Source organism: Streptomyces sp. Ac-502, from assembly GCF_045222935.1.
GTDB lineage: Bacteria > Actinomycetota > Actinomycetes > Streptomycetales > Streptomycetaceae > Streptomyces > Streptomyces monomycini.
Map to the genome: position 1 here is coordinate 5336451 of NZ_JBHFFO010000001.1, position 14236 is coordinate 5350686.

10 protein-coding genes and 3 pseudogenes are annotated in these 14236 nt (G+C 72.6%); 8 read left to right on the plus strand and 5 right to left on the minus strand.

What is annotated here, in order from left to right; all coding sequences use genetic code 11:
* Window positions 1–26 precede the first annotated feature (26 nt).
* Window positions 27–1028 (minus strand): NADP-dependent oxidoreductase, encoded by a 1002-nt coding sequence (locus tag ACEXOX_RS24080; RefSeq protein WP_406523171.1) that lies wholly within the window; start codon window positions 1026–1028, stop codon window positions 27–29.
* 219 nt (window positions 1029–1247) lie between these two features.
* Here ACEXOX_RS24080 and ligD point away from each other — a divergent pair, with 219 nt between their 5' ends.
* Window positions 1248–2180, plus strand: a complete 933-nt coding sequence (gene ligD, locus ACEXOX_RS24085; protein ID WP_406523172.1) for a non-homologous end-joining DNA ligase — start codon at window positions 1248–1250, stop codon at window positions 2178–2180.
* 125 nt (window positions 2181–2305) lie between these two features.
* Window positions 2306–3463 carry an ABC transporter ATP-binding protein gene (locus ACEXOX_RS24090; RefSeq protein WP_406523174.1) on the plus strand — a complete coding sequence of 386 codons (1158 nt, stop codon included), beginning with the start codon at window positions 2306–2308 and terminating at the stop codon, window positions 3461–3463.
* Between the two features lie 36 nt (window positions 3464–3499).
* Here ACEXOX_RS24090 and ACEXOX_RS24095 read toward each other — a convergent pair.
* The 4 genes and pseudogenes from ACEXOX_RS24095 to ACEXOX_RS24110 all read right to left on the minus strand — a co-directional run bounded on the left by ACEXOX_RS24095 (window position 3500) and on the right by ACEXOX_RS24110 (window position 7206).
* A pseudogene (locus ACEXOX_RS24095) lies at window positions 3500–4407 on the minus strand (ABC transporter substrate-binding protein).
* Between the two features lie 80 nt (window positions 4408–4487).
* On the minus strand, window positions 4488–5162 hold the full coding sequence (locus ACEXOX_RS24100; RefSeq protein WP_406523176.1) for an ABC transporter permease: 675 nt from the start codon (window positions 5160–5162) through the stop codon (window positions 4488–4490).
* Between the two features lie 19 nt (window positions 5163–5181).
* Window positions 5182–5853: an ABC transporter permease gene (locus ACEXOX_RS24105; protein WP_406523178.1), complete on the minus strand. Its 672-nt coding sequence runs from the start codon at window positions 5851–5853 to the stop codon at window positions 5182–5184.
* Window positions 5854–5931: 78 nt separating this feature from the next.
* On the minus strand, window positions 5932–7206 hold the full coding sequence (locus ACEXOX_RS24110) for an alpha/beta hydrolase (protein ID WP_406523179.1): 1275 nt from the start codon (window positions 7204–7206) through the stop codon (window positions 5932–5934).
* Between the two features lie 462 nt (window positions 7207–7668).
* Here ACEXOX_RS24110 and ACEXOX_RS24115 point away from each other — a divergent pair, with 462 nt between their 5' ends.
* The 6 genes and pseudogenes from ACEXOX_RS24115 to ACEXOX_RS24140 all read left to right on the plus strand — a co-directional run bounded on the left by ACEXOX_RS24115 (window position 7669) and on the right by ACEXOX_RS24140 (window position 14145).
* Complete coding sequence (locus tag ACEXOX_RS24115; RefSeq protein WP_406523181.1) at window positions 7669–9165, plus strand: VWA domain-containing protein; 1497 nt, start codon at window positions 7669–7671, stop codon at window positions 9163–9165.
* Window positions 9166–9448: 283 nt separating this feature from the next.
* Window positions 9449–10072 (plus strand): hypothetical protein, encoded by a 624-nt coding sequence (locus ACEXOX_RS24120; protein ID WP_406523182.1) that lies wholly within the window; start codon window positions 9449–9451, stop codon window positions 10070–10072.
* A 118-nt stretch (window positions 10073–10190) separates the two neighbouring features.
* Window positions 10191–11740: pseudogene (locus tag ACEXOX_RS24125) on the plus strand (MFS transporter).
* 45 nt (window positions 11741–11785) lie between these two features.
* Window positions 11786–12192, plus strand: a pseudogene (locus ACEXOX_RS24130) (YciI family protein).
* Window positions 12193–12209: 17 nt separating this feature from the next.
* Entirely contained in the window at window positions 12210–13355 is a 1146-nt protein-coding gene (locus ACEXOX_RS24135; protein WP_406526452.1) for an RNA polymerase sigma factor, read from the plus strand.
* 52 nt (window positions 13356–13407) lie between these two features.
* Entirely contained in the window at window positions 13408–14145 is a 738-nt protein-coding gene (locus ACEXOX_RS24140; RefSeq protein WP_406523184.1) for a class I SAM-dependent methyltransferase, read from the plus strand.
* The last annotated feature ends 91 nt before the right edge of the window (window positions 14146–14236 follow it).

Below are 14236 nucleotides of genomic sequence, written 5' to 3' on the forward strand. Positions count from 1 at the left end.
GCGAGTCCGTCAGGAAGCGCCGGCCGTCAGAAGGTGATGACCGTCTTGCCCTGCGTATGCCCCGCACGGCTGGTCTCCAGCGCCTCCGGGGCCTCCCCCAGCGTGATCTCGTTGCCGAAAATCACGGTCAGCCGCCCCGCGTCGAGCTGCCCGGCGAGGATCTCCAGCAGCTGCGGCGACGGCCGGTTCTGGAAGTTGAAGCCGCGCAGGTTGTGGTCGGTCAGCACGTCCGCGTCGGCGGACCCGACGGTGGAGACGGCCGTCCCGCCGTCCCGTACGGTCCGGGTCATCTCGCCGAACGCGGCCGGGCCGCTGACCAGGTCGAGCAGTACGTCCACCCCGTCCGGGTGGGCGGCCAGCACCTGGTCGGCCACCGGGCCCAGCGTGTGGTCCACCGTCTCGGCGGCGCCCAGGGTGGTCATCACGTCCGCCGTACCCGGCCGCGCGGTGACGATCACCTCGGCGCCCCGGCCGGCCGCGAGCTGGGTGGCGAAGGTGCCGACGCCGCCGGTCGCGCCGACGATCAGGACCCGCTTGCCCTCGCTGATCCGGGTCTCCTCCACCAGGTTGTAGGCCGACGTCCCGGCCGTGGGGACGGCCGCCGAGTTCGCGTACGTGACGGTGCGGGCCGCGCCGGCCAGCGCCTTCTCCTCGGCCGCCGCGAACTCGCCGTACGAGCCGCTGCCCCGTGCCGGCCGCTGGAACTGGCCGAACACCGAGTCGCCCACCGTGAAGCGGCGCACGCCGGTGCCGACGGCGACCACCTCGCCCGCGCCGTCCGACCCCAGGACGAGCGGGAAGGTGTGCGGTGTCGCGTCCTTGAGGAGACCGTCGGCGATCTTCCAGTCGAGGGGTTGATCCCGGCGGCGGACATCCGCACCAGGACCTCGCCCGGTCCGGGATCGGGCTCCGAGAGTTCCATGAGCTGGGGCTGTTCGCCGAATGCGGTGACTGCTACGGCCTTCATCGTCGCGTTCCCTTCCGCCCGAACGATCCTCGATCCACCCTCCCGACCGGTGGCAGGGCAAGGGCCGCCGTCAACATGGCGCCCGTCGCGGCCCGCCTTCGGGTGAAACGACGCCAGGTGACGACAGCCCACAGGATCGTAAGCACGCGAACCGGGCGTATCCGGCAGGACGAGGGGCGGTGCCCCGGAAGCAACTCGTACGGCCCCCGCCGAACCGGTGCCGCCCGCCCCGCGGCGCGCCGCGTTTGCCCCGCGGCCCGGCCGGTTACCCGTCCTCGGTATGAGCGGCAGCAGCGGCACGGACGACGCACACACCATCAAGGCGGGGCGGCGCACGATCAAGGTCAGCCGGCCCGACAAGGTGCTCTTCCCGGACGACGGGCTCACCAAGGCCGACCTGGCCGACCACTACAAGGCGGTCGCCCGGCGCGCGGTGCCGCAGCTGCGCGACCGGCCGCTGATGATGGAGCGGCACCCCGACGGCATCGGCGGCAAGCCCCTGATGCAGAAGAACGCGCCCGATTACTTCCCCGACTGGGTACGGCGTTCCGAGCAGTCCAAGGAGGGCGGCACCGTCACCCACGTCGTGTGCGACGACCCGGCGACCCTCGTCTACCTCGCGGACCAGGCCACCGTCACCGTCCACCGCTGGCTCTCCCGCGAGCACCGCCCCGACCACCCGGACCTGATCATCTTCGACCTCGACCCGTCGGAGGGCGCGGACTTCGAGGACGTACGGTGGGCCGCCCACCGGGTCTGCGAACTGTGGGACGCGCTGAAACTGCCCGCCCGCCTGATGACCACCGGCTCGCGCGGCCTGCACGTCATCGCGCCGCTGGACGGCAACTCCGACTTCGACGCGGTGCGCGACTTCGCGCACCTGGCCGCCGGACGGCTCGCCCGGCAGCACCCGGACCGCCTCACCACCGAGCAGCGCAAGGCCGACCGCAAGGGCCGGATCTACCTGGACGTGCAGCGCAACGCGTACGCGCAGACCGCGGTCGCGCCCTATTCCGTACGGGCGAAGCCGGGCGCGCCGGTGGCCACCCCGATCTCCCGCGAGGAGCTGGACGACCCCGGCCTGACGGCGCAGCGGTGGACGGTCGCCACCCTCCCCGACCGTCTCGCCGAGGACGACCCGTGGTCCGGGCTGTCCTGGCGCGGCCGGTCGGTCCGGGCGGCGCGGGAGCGGCTGGAGGCGTTGGAGGAGTAGGGGCGGGGGCGCTCGCCCTGCCGCGACGCCGCCTGCTCGGACGGCGGGCGCGCCGGTACGCGTACGGTCCCGCCCGTTTGCCCGCATAAGGCGACCGGCCCCGGGCCGCGGGCTTCAATGGACCAATGATCCGGTTCGAGTCCGTCACCAAGCGCTACCCGGACGGCACCACCGCCGTGGACGACCTGTCCTTCGAGGTCGGCGAGGGCGAGCTGGTGACGCTGGTCGGGCCGTCCGGGTGCGGCAAGACCACGACGATGAAGATGGTCAACCGGCTCATCGACCCGACCGGCGGCCGCATCCTCGTCGAGGGCGAGGACATCGCGTCGGCCGACCCCGTACGCCTGCGCCGCCGTATCGGCTACGTCATCCAGCAGACCGGCCTCTTCCCGCACCGCACCGTCCTCGACAACACGGCCACCGTGCCGCACCTCCTCGGGTGGGCGCGCAAGAAGGCCCGCGCCCGCGCCGCCGAACTCCTGGACCTGGTGGGCCTGGACCCTGACCTCCACGGGCCGCGCTACCCGGACCAGCTCTCCGGCGGCGAGCGGCAGCGCGTCGGCGTGGCGCGCGCGCTGGCCGCGGACCCGCCCGTCCTGCTGATGGACGAACCGTTCGGCGCGGTCGACCCGGTCGTCCGCGACCGGCTCCAGAAGGAGTTCCTGCGCCTTCAGGCGTCCCTGCACAAGACGGTGCTGCTGGTCACGCACGACATCGAGGAGGCCATCCGGCTGGGCGACCGGATCGCGGTCTACGGGCAGGGCCGGATCGAGCAGTACGACACTCCGGCGAGCGTGCTGGGCGCGCCGGCCTCCCCGTACGTCGCCGAGTTCGTCGGCGGCGACCGGGCCCTGAAGCAGCTCGCGGTCACCGGCATCGCCCCCGGCGACCTGGAGCGCCCGCCGTTCGCCCGGCTCGGCGAACCGGCCGGCCGGGCGGCGGAGCGGCTGCGCGCGGAGGGCGCGCGCTGGGCCGTGGTCCTGGACGAGGAGGGCGGGCTGCACGGGTGGGTGGGGACGGAGGAGGTGTCCGAAGCGCGGGGGAACGTTTCGGCGCACGCGCGCCGGATGGAGGCGTGGGTCCCGGTGAGCGGCTCCCTCAAGGACGCCTTCAGCGAGATGCTCAAGTACGACGCGGGCTGGATCGCCGTCGTGGACGGCACCCGCTTCCTGGGCGTCCTGACCCCGGCCCGGCTGCACGAGGCGCTGCGGCGCACGATCGGGTCCGACGAGCAGGGGGTGCCGCGGGAGGAGGCGGAGGTGGACTCGGTGCCCACGGAGTGAGGGGACGGGCCGGCCCTGAGCTCCGTACTCCCGGAACTACAGCAGCCCCTTCTTCCGCAGATAGTCCCGCGCCACGTCCTCCGGGAGCCGCCGCCAGCTGTCCACCCGCTGGTTGAGATCGGCCAGGTCCTCCGTCGTCAGTACGGAGTTGAGCTTGCCGAGGGCCTCGGCGACCCGGTCGCTGCCCGCGCGGGCCCGGTTGACCACCGGGACGAGGTAGTCCGCGTTCTGGAGCTTCTTGTCGTCCTCCAGGAAGACCAGCCCGAACTGCTCGATCGTCGCGTCCGTGCTGGTCGTCAGCACCATCTGGTCCTGCCCGTTCTGCACGGCCTGCTTGGCGGGCGTGGTGCCCACCCCTTCGGGTCGACGGCCGTGATGTCGATCCCGTACGTACGCTTCAGGCCGGGTGCGCAGAACGGCCGCCGCACGCACTCGTCACCCGCCGCCAGCCGTACCGGCAGCTTGGCGCGCCCCAGGTCGCTGAGGGTCTTCAGGCGGTGCTGCCGCGCGTACGAGGCGGTGACGGCGAACGCGTTCTGGTCGACGGCCCGGCCCGGCGGCAGCACGGTCAGGCCGCGGGGCGTGGCCAGCTCGCGCAGTGCCTCCATCGTCGTGCCGAGGTCCGGCGAGGCGACCGGGTCGGCGTCGGCGCCCTTGGTCTTGGCGTTCAGCCAGTCGGCGAAGGTCGCCGCGTACTCGGGTACGACGTCGATCTGGCCGCTCTCCAGGGACGGCTCGTACAGCTCCCGGTTGCCGACGGTGAGGACGTCGGTCGCGTACCCGGCCTTGTCGAGCAGCACCGCGTACATCCGGGCCAGCAGCTCGCTCTCGGTGAAGCCGGCCGAGCCGATCGAGAGGCGGCGGCTGTCGCCGGGCGCGGCGGTGACCTGCCCGCGGTTCTCCAGGGAGGGGCCGGTGGCACAGCCGGGGAGGGCCGCCGCCATCAGCGCCGCGGTGACGGCGAAGCGGCGGGCCCTTTCGCGCGTACGGAACCGTCCGGTCGCCGCGTCTCCTCGTGGCCCGCTCACCGCGTCCGCCCCCGCGCCCACGCCGGCCCCAGCCGCTGCACCACCTCGAACAGCACCTCCATCAGCAGCGCGAACACCGCCACGATCACCGCCCCCGCGACCACCTGCGGCGTACTCGCCAGGTTGAACCCCGCGGTGATGATCCGCCCGAGCCCGCCCCCGCCGACCAGCGCGGCCAGCGTCGCCGTGGCGACCAGCTGCACCGCCGCGATCCGCACCCCGGTCAGCATCAGCGGCAGCGCCAGCGGCACCTCCACCCGCCGCACCAGCTGCCCACCGGACATCCCCATCCCGCGCGCCGCCTCCACCACGTCCCGGTCCACTCCCCGCATCCCGACGTAGGCGTTGGTGAGCAGCGGCGGCAGCGCGAACAGCACCAACGCGATGAACGTCGGCCAGTCCCCGTGCCGGCCGAGCGGGGTCAGCAGGAGCAGCACCAGCACCGCGAAGGTGGGCACGGCGCGTCCGACGTTGGCGAGGTTGACGGCCAGCGCGCCGCCGCGGCCGAGGTGCCCGAGGGTGACGGCGACGGGCAGCGCGATCAGGCAGGCGGCGAGCAGGCAGCCGACCGTCAGCAGCAGGTGTTCCGTGAGGCGGTGCCAGATCCCGTTCTCGCCGGCCCAGTTGGTGCCCGTACCGAGCCAGGTCCAGACGTCTCCGAGCGTGCTCATGCGCACCGCTCCCGTGTGCTCATGCGCGCCGCCACGGCGTCAGCAGCCGTTCCAGGCCGAGCAGCAGCAGGTCGAAGGCGACGGCGATGACGACACACAGCACGGACGCCGTCAGCACCTGCGCTTTGAAGAACGCGTTCATCCCGGCGTAGATCAGGTTTCCCAGCCCGCCGTGGCCGACGATCGCACCGATCGTCGTCAGTGCGACGGCGGAGACGGTCGCGATGCGCAGCCCGGCCATCGCGGCGGGCACCGCCAGCGGCAGTTCGACGGCCAGCAGTTGCCGCAGCGGCCCGTACCCCATGCCGCGGGCCGCCTCCTTGGCCTCCTCCGGTACGCCGGCCAGGCCCGCCAGGATGTTCCGTACGAGCAGGGTCAGGGAGTACAGCGCCAGGCCCACGACGACCAAGGTGGACGACAGCCCGTACAGCGGCAGCAGCAGCGAGAACATCGCCAGCGACGGAATCGTGTAGAGCACGGTGGTGACGCCCAGCACCGGGCCCGCCGTCCAGCGCCACCGGCTCGCGATCAGCGCCAGCGGCAGCGCGACCACCAGGCCGAGCAGCACGGACACCACGGTCAGGTGCAGGTGCTGGAGCGTCGCGTCGAGGAGGATGTGGCGGCGGGTGGCGAGGTAATCGCCGCAGATCCAGTCGTTGCGGGCCAGGCAGTCGTCCGGAGGGGCGGTCACGAGAGCAGTCCACCGCGCCGCGGGGCGGGTGTCCTGTCGGGCGGGCCGGACGGGTGAGGGCCGGCACCGGTGCTTCCCCTACGCCGATGGGGACGGGGGCGGCGACGGGGACCGGGACGGCGCTGACGGTGACGGGGACGGTGTCGCCCCCGCCCCCGGCCGCTTCGGCGGCGCGTGCGCGGCCTCCACGTCCTGCGGGAACGTCAGCTGACGCCCCTGCCACTCCAGGGCCGGCGCCACCTCCCGCCGCCATGTCGAGAACTGATGGCTGCCCCTCGGCAGGATGATGGAGTCGACGGCCATCGGGGGCCTCACCGCCTCGATGAACCGCAGGGTGTCCCGGTAGTTCGGCTCGCCCAGGCGGCTGCTGGCCACCAGCACCGAGACCCGCGGTACGGGACGGTGCGCCAGCCGCCACAGCAGATCGTGCTCGCGCTCCCGCCGCCCGGCGGCCGCACCGCTGCCGAACAGGTTCCCGGTGGTCAGGTCGTCCTTGACGGCGTAGTCACCGGAGAGCGAGACCGCGGACGTGTAGCTGCCCGGGTTGCGCAGGGACAGCAGCAGCGAACACGTACCGCCGGAGGAGTAACCGAACGCGCCCCACGCGCTGGGGTCGTGACCGACCCGGTAGGCCGCCTTGACGGCCTCCGGCAGGTCCCGGGTGAAGAACGTCTCGGCCTGCGGACCGCCCGGCACGTCCACGCACTCGGTGTCCCGCGGCGGCGCGATCGTCGGCCGGACCATCACCAGCACGGTCGGCTGCATCCGGCCCTCCTCGATCAGCCGCCCCGCGGTGTGCGGGATCCGGAGGTGCTGCGCGAGGTTCATGATGCCGCCCGGGTAGCCGCTGATCACGACGGAGACGGGGAAACGCTGACGGCGGTACTGGTGCTGGAAGTACTGCGGCGGCAGATAGACGAAGGCCGGGTTGACGACACGGGTCCGGCGCCCGACGATCCGTACGGACTCCACCCTGCCGACCTCGTGGGGCGGGCCCTCCGGCAGCCCGGTCACCCGGTCCAGGCCCTGCGGCCCGGCCGGCTGGACCAGCCCGCCCCGGAGGCTGCGGGCGTCGGCGTACCGCGGGCCGCCGCCCTTGCTCACCGCCACCGGTCCCTCGTCGCCGGTGCCCAGCAGCTCGTCCCAACTGCTGTAGAACTCGAAACTGGAGTTCACGGCCAGCGCGAGCGAGCACAGGACCGCCACCTGGGTGACGAGGACGGTCGCGAGCCGGCCCAGTACGGGGAGCACACCGCGCGGGGACAGCCGCGGCCACAGCCACACCGTCAGGGCCACACAGGCCACGGCCAGTGTGATCACCGTGATTTCGAGCGACTGACTGGTCAGCCCCATGCGCCCACATCTCCCGTCACCCGTACGAGGGTTGTCCGGTCCTCCGGACCGCCGCCAGGGTCAACGGACGTCCGGTCGATGGGTCACCACACGGGCCACGCCCACCACGGGCCCGCCGCCTCCGCCGCCGCGCTCCGACCCGCCCGCCCCTCCCGCCAGACCCCCACTTGACGTGCGCAGACGCATACGCCACCCCCCTCGCACGCCGTCTCTCCGCAACCTCCACCCCTCCCTCACCACCCCGCACCGCACAAACATCCGCCTCGCCCGGCCGTCACACCTCTTCCCTACCGCTCGCTCCCTCTCCGCCACTCCCGCCCCTTCGCACATCCGCCCACCGCACATACGCTCTCCACACACACGCCCCACCCGCACACCCCCCACCACCACTCGCACCCCTACACCACCCCGCTACGCAAAACACCCAAACGGGGCGTGCCGCGAGACGCGCGGGCTCCCACGATGGGACCGGCCCAGGCGGCTACCCTTACGTGTCCGGCCTGGTCAGGGACATGTCCGCGCTTCTCGGACATTCGCCGCACCCCACACACGCTAGAGAGGTTCGCCGATGGGCATTCGGAGTCTGCTGCGCAACGCTTTCGGTCGCTCCAAGGCGGCCCGCGAAGAATCGAACACCGCGGCGAGCGGCACCGGGGCGCCGGAAACGGCGACGATCCCGGAGGCCCGCGAAGAGGCCACCCCGGACCCCGCCTCCCCCGCGACCCCGCCGTCCCCACCGCCCGTACGGCCCCCGCCGATCCCCCGGCCGCCTCCCTCCCGGCCCAGGCCACCCGCCCCGACACCGCGCCCTCGGCCGAGGACTCGGCCTCCGACCTGGTCTCCCAGGCCTTCGACGCGCCGAAGGCGACGCGGGAGGCGGAGGGTGAGCCGACGGCGGCGGCGACGGCGACGGAAGCGGCTGCGGAAACGGCTGCGGAAGCCGAGGCGAAGCGCGAGAGCGAGGCGGCGCACGAGAGCGAGCCGAAGCCCGAAGGCGAGGCGCCCGAGGCGAAGCCGGAGCCGGTGGTCGAGGCGAAGCCGGAACCGGTGGTCGAGGCGAAACCGGAAGCCGTAGTCGAACCGAAGCCGGTGACCGAGGCGGAGCCGGTGCCCGCGGCCGACGCGAAGCCCGAACCCGAGGTGACGACCGAGGCCCAGCCCAAGACCCAGCCCGAGCCCGTAACCGAGGCGGCACAGGTGGCCGCCCCGGAACCCGTAACCGGGACCGACCCCACCTCCGCCCCTACCTCCCTGACCAAGGTAGAAGCCCAGGCCCCCGCCCTCGTCAGCCTCTACAAGGCCGCCCGGGTCTCCCTGGAGAAGCAGGGGCTGGCCACCCAGCGCGCCGCGGTCTACCTCGTCCTCGACCGCTCGGGCTCGATGCGCAACTACTACAAGGACGGCACGGTCCAGCACCTGGCCGAGCAGGCCCTCGGCCTGTCCGCCAACCTCGACGACGACGGCACCGTCCCGGTGGTCTTCTTCTCCACCGACGTCGACGGGACCGCCGATCTCGACCTGGCCAACTACGCCGGCCGCATCGAGGAGTTGCACGCGGGCCTGGGCCACATGGGCCGTACGAACTACCACTGGGCGATCAACGCCGTCATCGAGCACTACGAGAAGTCCGGCGCGACCGACCCCGCCTTCGTCATCTTCCAGACGGACGGCGCTCCCACCTCCAAGCCGGCCGCCGAGAAGGCGCTCTGCGAGGCCGCGAAGCTGCCCATCTTCTGGCAGTTCGTCGGCTTCGGCGACCCGGACGCCAAGGGCTTCGACTTCCTCCGCAAGCTGGACGACCTGGCCGTACCGGAGAAGCGCGTGGTCGACAACGCGGGCTTCTTCCACGCCGGCCGCGACCCGCGCGCCCTCGCCGACGCCGACCTCTACCAGCAGCTCATGGTCGAGTTCCCCGCCTGGCTCCAGGAAGCCCGCACCGCCGGCATCCTCCCCTCCTGACGCACCACCCCCTGCGCTCCCCTGCACCACCCGTCGGCCGCGGCCGGGCTTCCGCCCCACCGCGGCCGACCGCATGTCCGCCACACCCTCAGCGAAGCGAGAGACACGTGAGCATGCCGCCCCCACCGCAGCCCCCCGGGAGCGGGTACGGAGGTGTGCCCCAGGGACCGTACGGCCAGGCGCAGCCCCCTACGGCATACCGCCCGCGCCCCCGGCCGGCGGCCCCTACGGGCAGCAGCCGCCCCCGCCCGGATACGGCGGAGGCTGGAACGGAATGCCGCCGATGGCGCAGCCCCCGCGCAAGAGCAGCACCGGAAAGGTGCTGGGCATCGTCGGGGGCGCGGTCGCGCTCGTGGTGGTCGGCGGGATCGTGGCGGCGGTGGCGCTGAGCGGTGCCGGTGGTCCGAAGTACAAGACGGTGGTGCCGAAGACGCTCGTCGACGGGAAGTACACCCTCACGAAGGACCTGAGCTCCACGGCGGCTGCCCAGGTCCCGCGCAACGGCTCGAACACGCACGACATGACCACGGTGGGCGGGCAGTACGAGTCCGGCTCCACATCGCTGGTGCTGCTCTCGATGTACGGCTCCGTGAGCGATCCGCTGGAAGCCGTCAAGCAGACGATTCACGGTATGGAGAGCAGCGGCGGCGAACTGGCCGTACCGAAGCAGGAAGAACGGCCACACGGCACCAAGGAACCGGTGTACTGCGGTGTCTTCGTGAAGCGGCAGATGGGCCAGAAATTCACCGCGCCGTTCTGCACCTGGGCGGATTCGAGTACGACCGGGAATGTGATGGAGACGGACGCGGAGCGGATCGACGCCGATCCCTTCTCGGTGGATCTGGAAGCGCTCGCGGAAAAGACGGACCGCATCCGCAGCGAGATCAAGGTACCGATCGGGAAATAGCCGGAGCCCGGGCGGCCGACAGGCGAGGGGGCGGGGCAGCGCCTACGCTGGTTCCGGGCTGCGGTACTCGCCCGGCGGGTGACCGCTGTCCGTTGTCCAACGGCGGAGGCGGATGTCCATGAGCCAGGGCCAGAGTCGGACGCGGGAACGGACGGATACGGCGGGGGAGCCTGATCCACGGCGATGGTGGGGACTCGTCGTCATTGCCGTGGCCCAGTTGATGGTGGTGCTGGACGCGACGATCGTGAATATCGCGTTGCCGTCCGCGCAGCGGGAGCTTCACATGTCGGACGCCAACCGGCAGTGGGTCATTACGGCGTACACGCTCGCGTTCGGCGGGCTGTTGCTGCTGGGCGGGCGGATCGCTGACCTGGTGGGGCGGAAGCGGGCGTTCATCATCGGGCTGGTGGGGTTCGCGGTCGCTTCCGCGCTGGGCGGGGCGGCGTCCGGGCAGGGATTGCTGTTCGGGGCCCGGGCATTGCAGGGCGCTTTCGCTGCCGTGCTGGCACCGTCCGCGTTGTCGTTGTTGACGACGACCTTCACGGACGGGAAAGAGCGGAGCAAAGCGTTCGGGATTTACGGCGCCATCGCGGGCGGCGGCTCCGCCATCGGGCTGATGGCCGGCGGATTGCTGACGGAGTATCTGGACTGGCGCTGGTGTCTTTACGTGAATGTGCCGATCGCGATGGTGGCCATCGCGGGGGCCTGGATTTTTCTGCACGACCGGCGGGGGCACGGCGGGGCTCGGCTGGATGTCCCCGGTGTGGTGCTGGGGTGCGGTGGGCTGGTCGCCATCGTCTACGGGTGCAGTGAGGCGCAGCCGCGGGGATGGAGCGATGGTCTGGTCATCGGGTTGTTGGTGGGCGGGGCCGTCATGCTGGTGGTTTTCGCGTGGTGGCAGGGGCGGGCGCGCCATCCGTTGCTGCCGTTGCACATCGTGCGGGACCGGAATCGCGCGGGTGCGTTTCTGACCATGGCGTTGGCGGTCATCGCCATGTTCGGGATGTTCCTTTTCATGACGTACTACTTGCAGGTGGTGCTGGGATATTCGCCGGTGAAGACGGGACTGGCGTTCCTGCCGGTCACGGCGGCGATCATCGTGGGGTCGACGCAGATATCGGCCCGGCTGCTGCACCACCTGCCGCCCCGCGTGCTGATGGTGCCGGGCGCGGTCTCCGCGGCGGCGGGGCTGGCTTGGCTGACGACGCTCACCGCCGAGCCCGCGTACGTCTCGCACGTACTGCCGTCGGAGCTGCTGGTCGGCCTCGGGATGGGCCTGATCTTCATGCCGGTGATGTCCACGGCCACGGCGGGCGTCGCGCCGCAGGACTCCGGGGTGACGTCCGCGACCGTCAACACGGCGCAGCAGGTGGGCGGTTCCATCGGTACGGCGCTGCTGAACACCATCGCCACGTCGGCGAGCGCGACGTACATCGGGAGTCACCTGGCCACGGCGGCGAAGGAGGCGGGAGGCCACCTGCCCCCGCGGTGCGGGACGGGGTCGTGAAGGACGGCGTGGTGCACGGGTTCACGGTGGCCATCGGGTGGGGTGCGGGGATCATGCTGCTGGCGGGGGTGGTCGCGGGCGTGCTGGTGAACGGGAAGGCGCCGAAGCAAAATTCTCCGGCCGCCGATGTCGAGAACTCCCGATCGGCTCCGTCCCCGTAGTGCACGCGGCCACAATGGGCCGCACCAGTACGGAGGAGACCCACGATGGCCAAGTACCTGCTGCTGAAGCACTACCGCGGCGCGCCGGCCCCGGTGAACGACGTGCCCATGGACCGGTGGACGCCGGAGGAGATCTCCGCCCACATGCAGTACATGCAGGACTTCGCCGACCGGCTGGAGAAGACCGGCGAGTTCGTGGACGGTCAGGCGCTCGCCTCCGAGGGGGCGTGGGTCCGGTACGACGGGGAGGGCGCCCGCCGGTGACCGACGGGCCGTTCGCCGAGACCAAGGATCTGATCGCCGGGTGGATGATCATCGACGTTGACAGTTACGAGCGCGCCGTCGAGCTGGCCGGGGAGCTGTCGGCCGCTCCCGGGGCGGGCGGGAAGCCGATTCACGAGTGGCTGGAGGTGCGCCCGTTCCTGGCCGCGCCGCCCACCGTCACGGAGTGACCTCCCCGGTGACGCGGATGGACGAGGCGCTGCTGCGGAGCCTCACGCCGAGCGTGATCGGGGTCCTCGTCCGCCGCGGAGCCGACTTCGCGGCGGCCGAGGACGCCGTACAGGAGGCGCTGGTCGAGGCGGTCCGCGTCTGGCCCGCCGAGATGCCGCGCGATCCCAAGGGCTGGCTGGTCACCGTGGCCTGGCGGCGGTTCCTCGACGCGACCCGGGCGGACGTGTCCCGCCGCCGGCGGGAGGACCTCGTCGACCAGGAGCCGCCGCCCGGGCCCGCGCCCGCCGCGGACGACACGCTTCAGCTGTACTTCCTGTGCGCCCACCCGTCGCTGTCGCCGTCGTCCGCGGTCGCGCTCACGCTGCGGGCGGTCGGCGGGCTCACCACCCGCCAGATCGCCCGGGCGTACCTGGTGCCCGAGGCGACGATGGCGCAGCGGATCAGCCGGGCGAAACGGACCGTGTCCGGCGTCCGTCTCGACCGGCCCGGCGACGTCGCCACCGTGCTGCGCGTCCTCTACCTGGTCTTCAACGAGGGGTACTCCGGCGACGTCGACCTCGCCGCCGAGGCCGTCCGGCTCACCCGGCAGCTCGCGGCCGTGATCGACCACCCCGAGGTGGCGGGCCTGCTCGCCCTGATGCTGCTCCACCACGCGCGCCGTGCCGCCCGTACCGCGCCCGACGGCAGTCTGGTGCCGCTCGCCGAGCAGGACCGGGACCGGTGGGACACCGAGGCCGTCGCGGAGGGCGTCGGGATCTTGCAGGCGGCGCTCGCCCGCGACCGGCTGGGCGAGTTCCAGGCCCAGGCCGCCATCGCGGCGCTGCACGCCGACGCGCCCACCGCGGCGGAGACCGACTGGGTGCAGATCGTCGAGTGGTACGACGAGCTGGCGCGCCTGACCGACAGCCCGGTCGTCCGGCTCAACCGCGCGGTGGCGGTCGGTGAGGCCGACGGGCCGCGGGCCGGCCTGACGGCGCTCGCGGAGCTGGACGCGGCGCTGCCCCGGCACACCGCCGTGGCGGCGTACCTCCACGAGCGGGACGGTGACCCGGCGACGGCGGCGCGGCTGTACGCGGAGGCTGCCCGGAAGGCGTCCAACCTCGCCGAGCGCGACCACCTGACGCGCCAGGCCGCCCGCCTCAACGCCCGCGGGTCCCCCTGACGGGACGCGCCGGGACCACTCGCGGCAGGCCGGCGCTCAGTACGCTGGCCCCGTGTTCACCCCCGAGGGACCGACGCTCCGCGAGCTGACCGTGCAGGCGCTCTCCTCCGTGGAGCGCGGCTACGACCTGCTGGCCCCGAAGTTCGACCACACGCCGTTCCGTACGCCGGACCGGATTCTCGACGCGACGGCCGAGGCGCTGCGGGGTCTCGGCCCGTTCGCGTCCGGGCTCGACGTCTGCTGCGGCACGGGGGCGGGCATGGGCGTGCTGCGGTCCCTGTGCCGGGAGCGGATCGTGGGGGCCGACTTCAGTACGGGGATGCTCGCGGCGGCACGCCGGACCGTGGCCACGCCCCCGCCCCCGGGTACGGAGCCCACCGTCGCGTACGTACGCGCCGACGCCCGCGCCCTCCCCTTCGCCTCCGCCTTCGACCTCGCCGTCACCTTCGGCGCCCTCGGCCACTTCCTGCCCGCCGAGCGCGCCGCGGTCTTCGCCGGAGTGCACCGGGCGCTGCGTCCGGGCGGGATCTTCGCCTTCCCGATCGCCGCGCCGCCGTCGCCCGGCTCCGTTCTGTACTGGACCCTGCTCGGCTTCGACGCGGTGATGCGCGTACGGAACGTGCTGTGGCGGCCCCCGTTCGTCATGTACTACCGGACGTGCGCGCTGCGCGAGATACGGGCCGGCCTGCGCGCGGCGGGGTTCACCGTGGCGCTCGAACCGGTGCGAGGGGCGGCCCGCCGCCCCGACGGCAGCCCCGGCTGGGCGCTCGTGGTGGCCCGACGGTCCTGATCACCCGAAGGAGACGATCAAGGGCCGTACCGGGTGCGGAAAACCGGGCGCGGTGGCCCCGTACCCGTCCAGTACGATATTGACGTTCCGT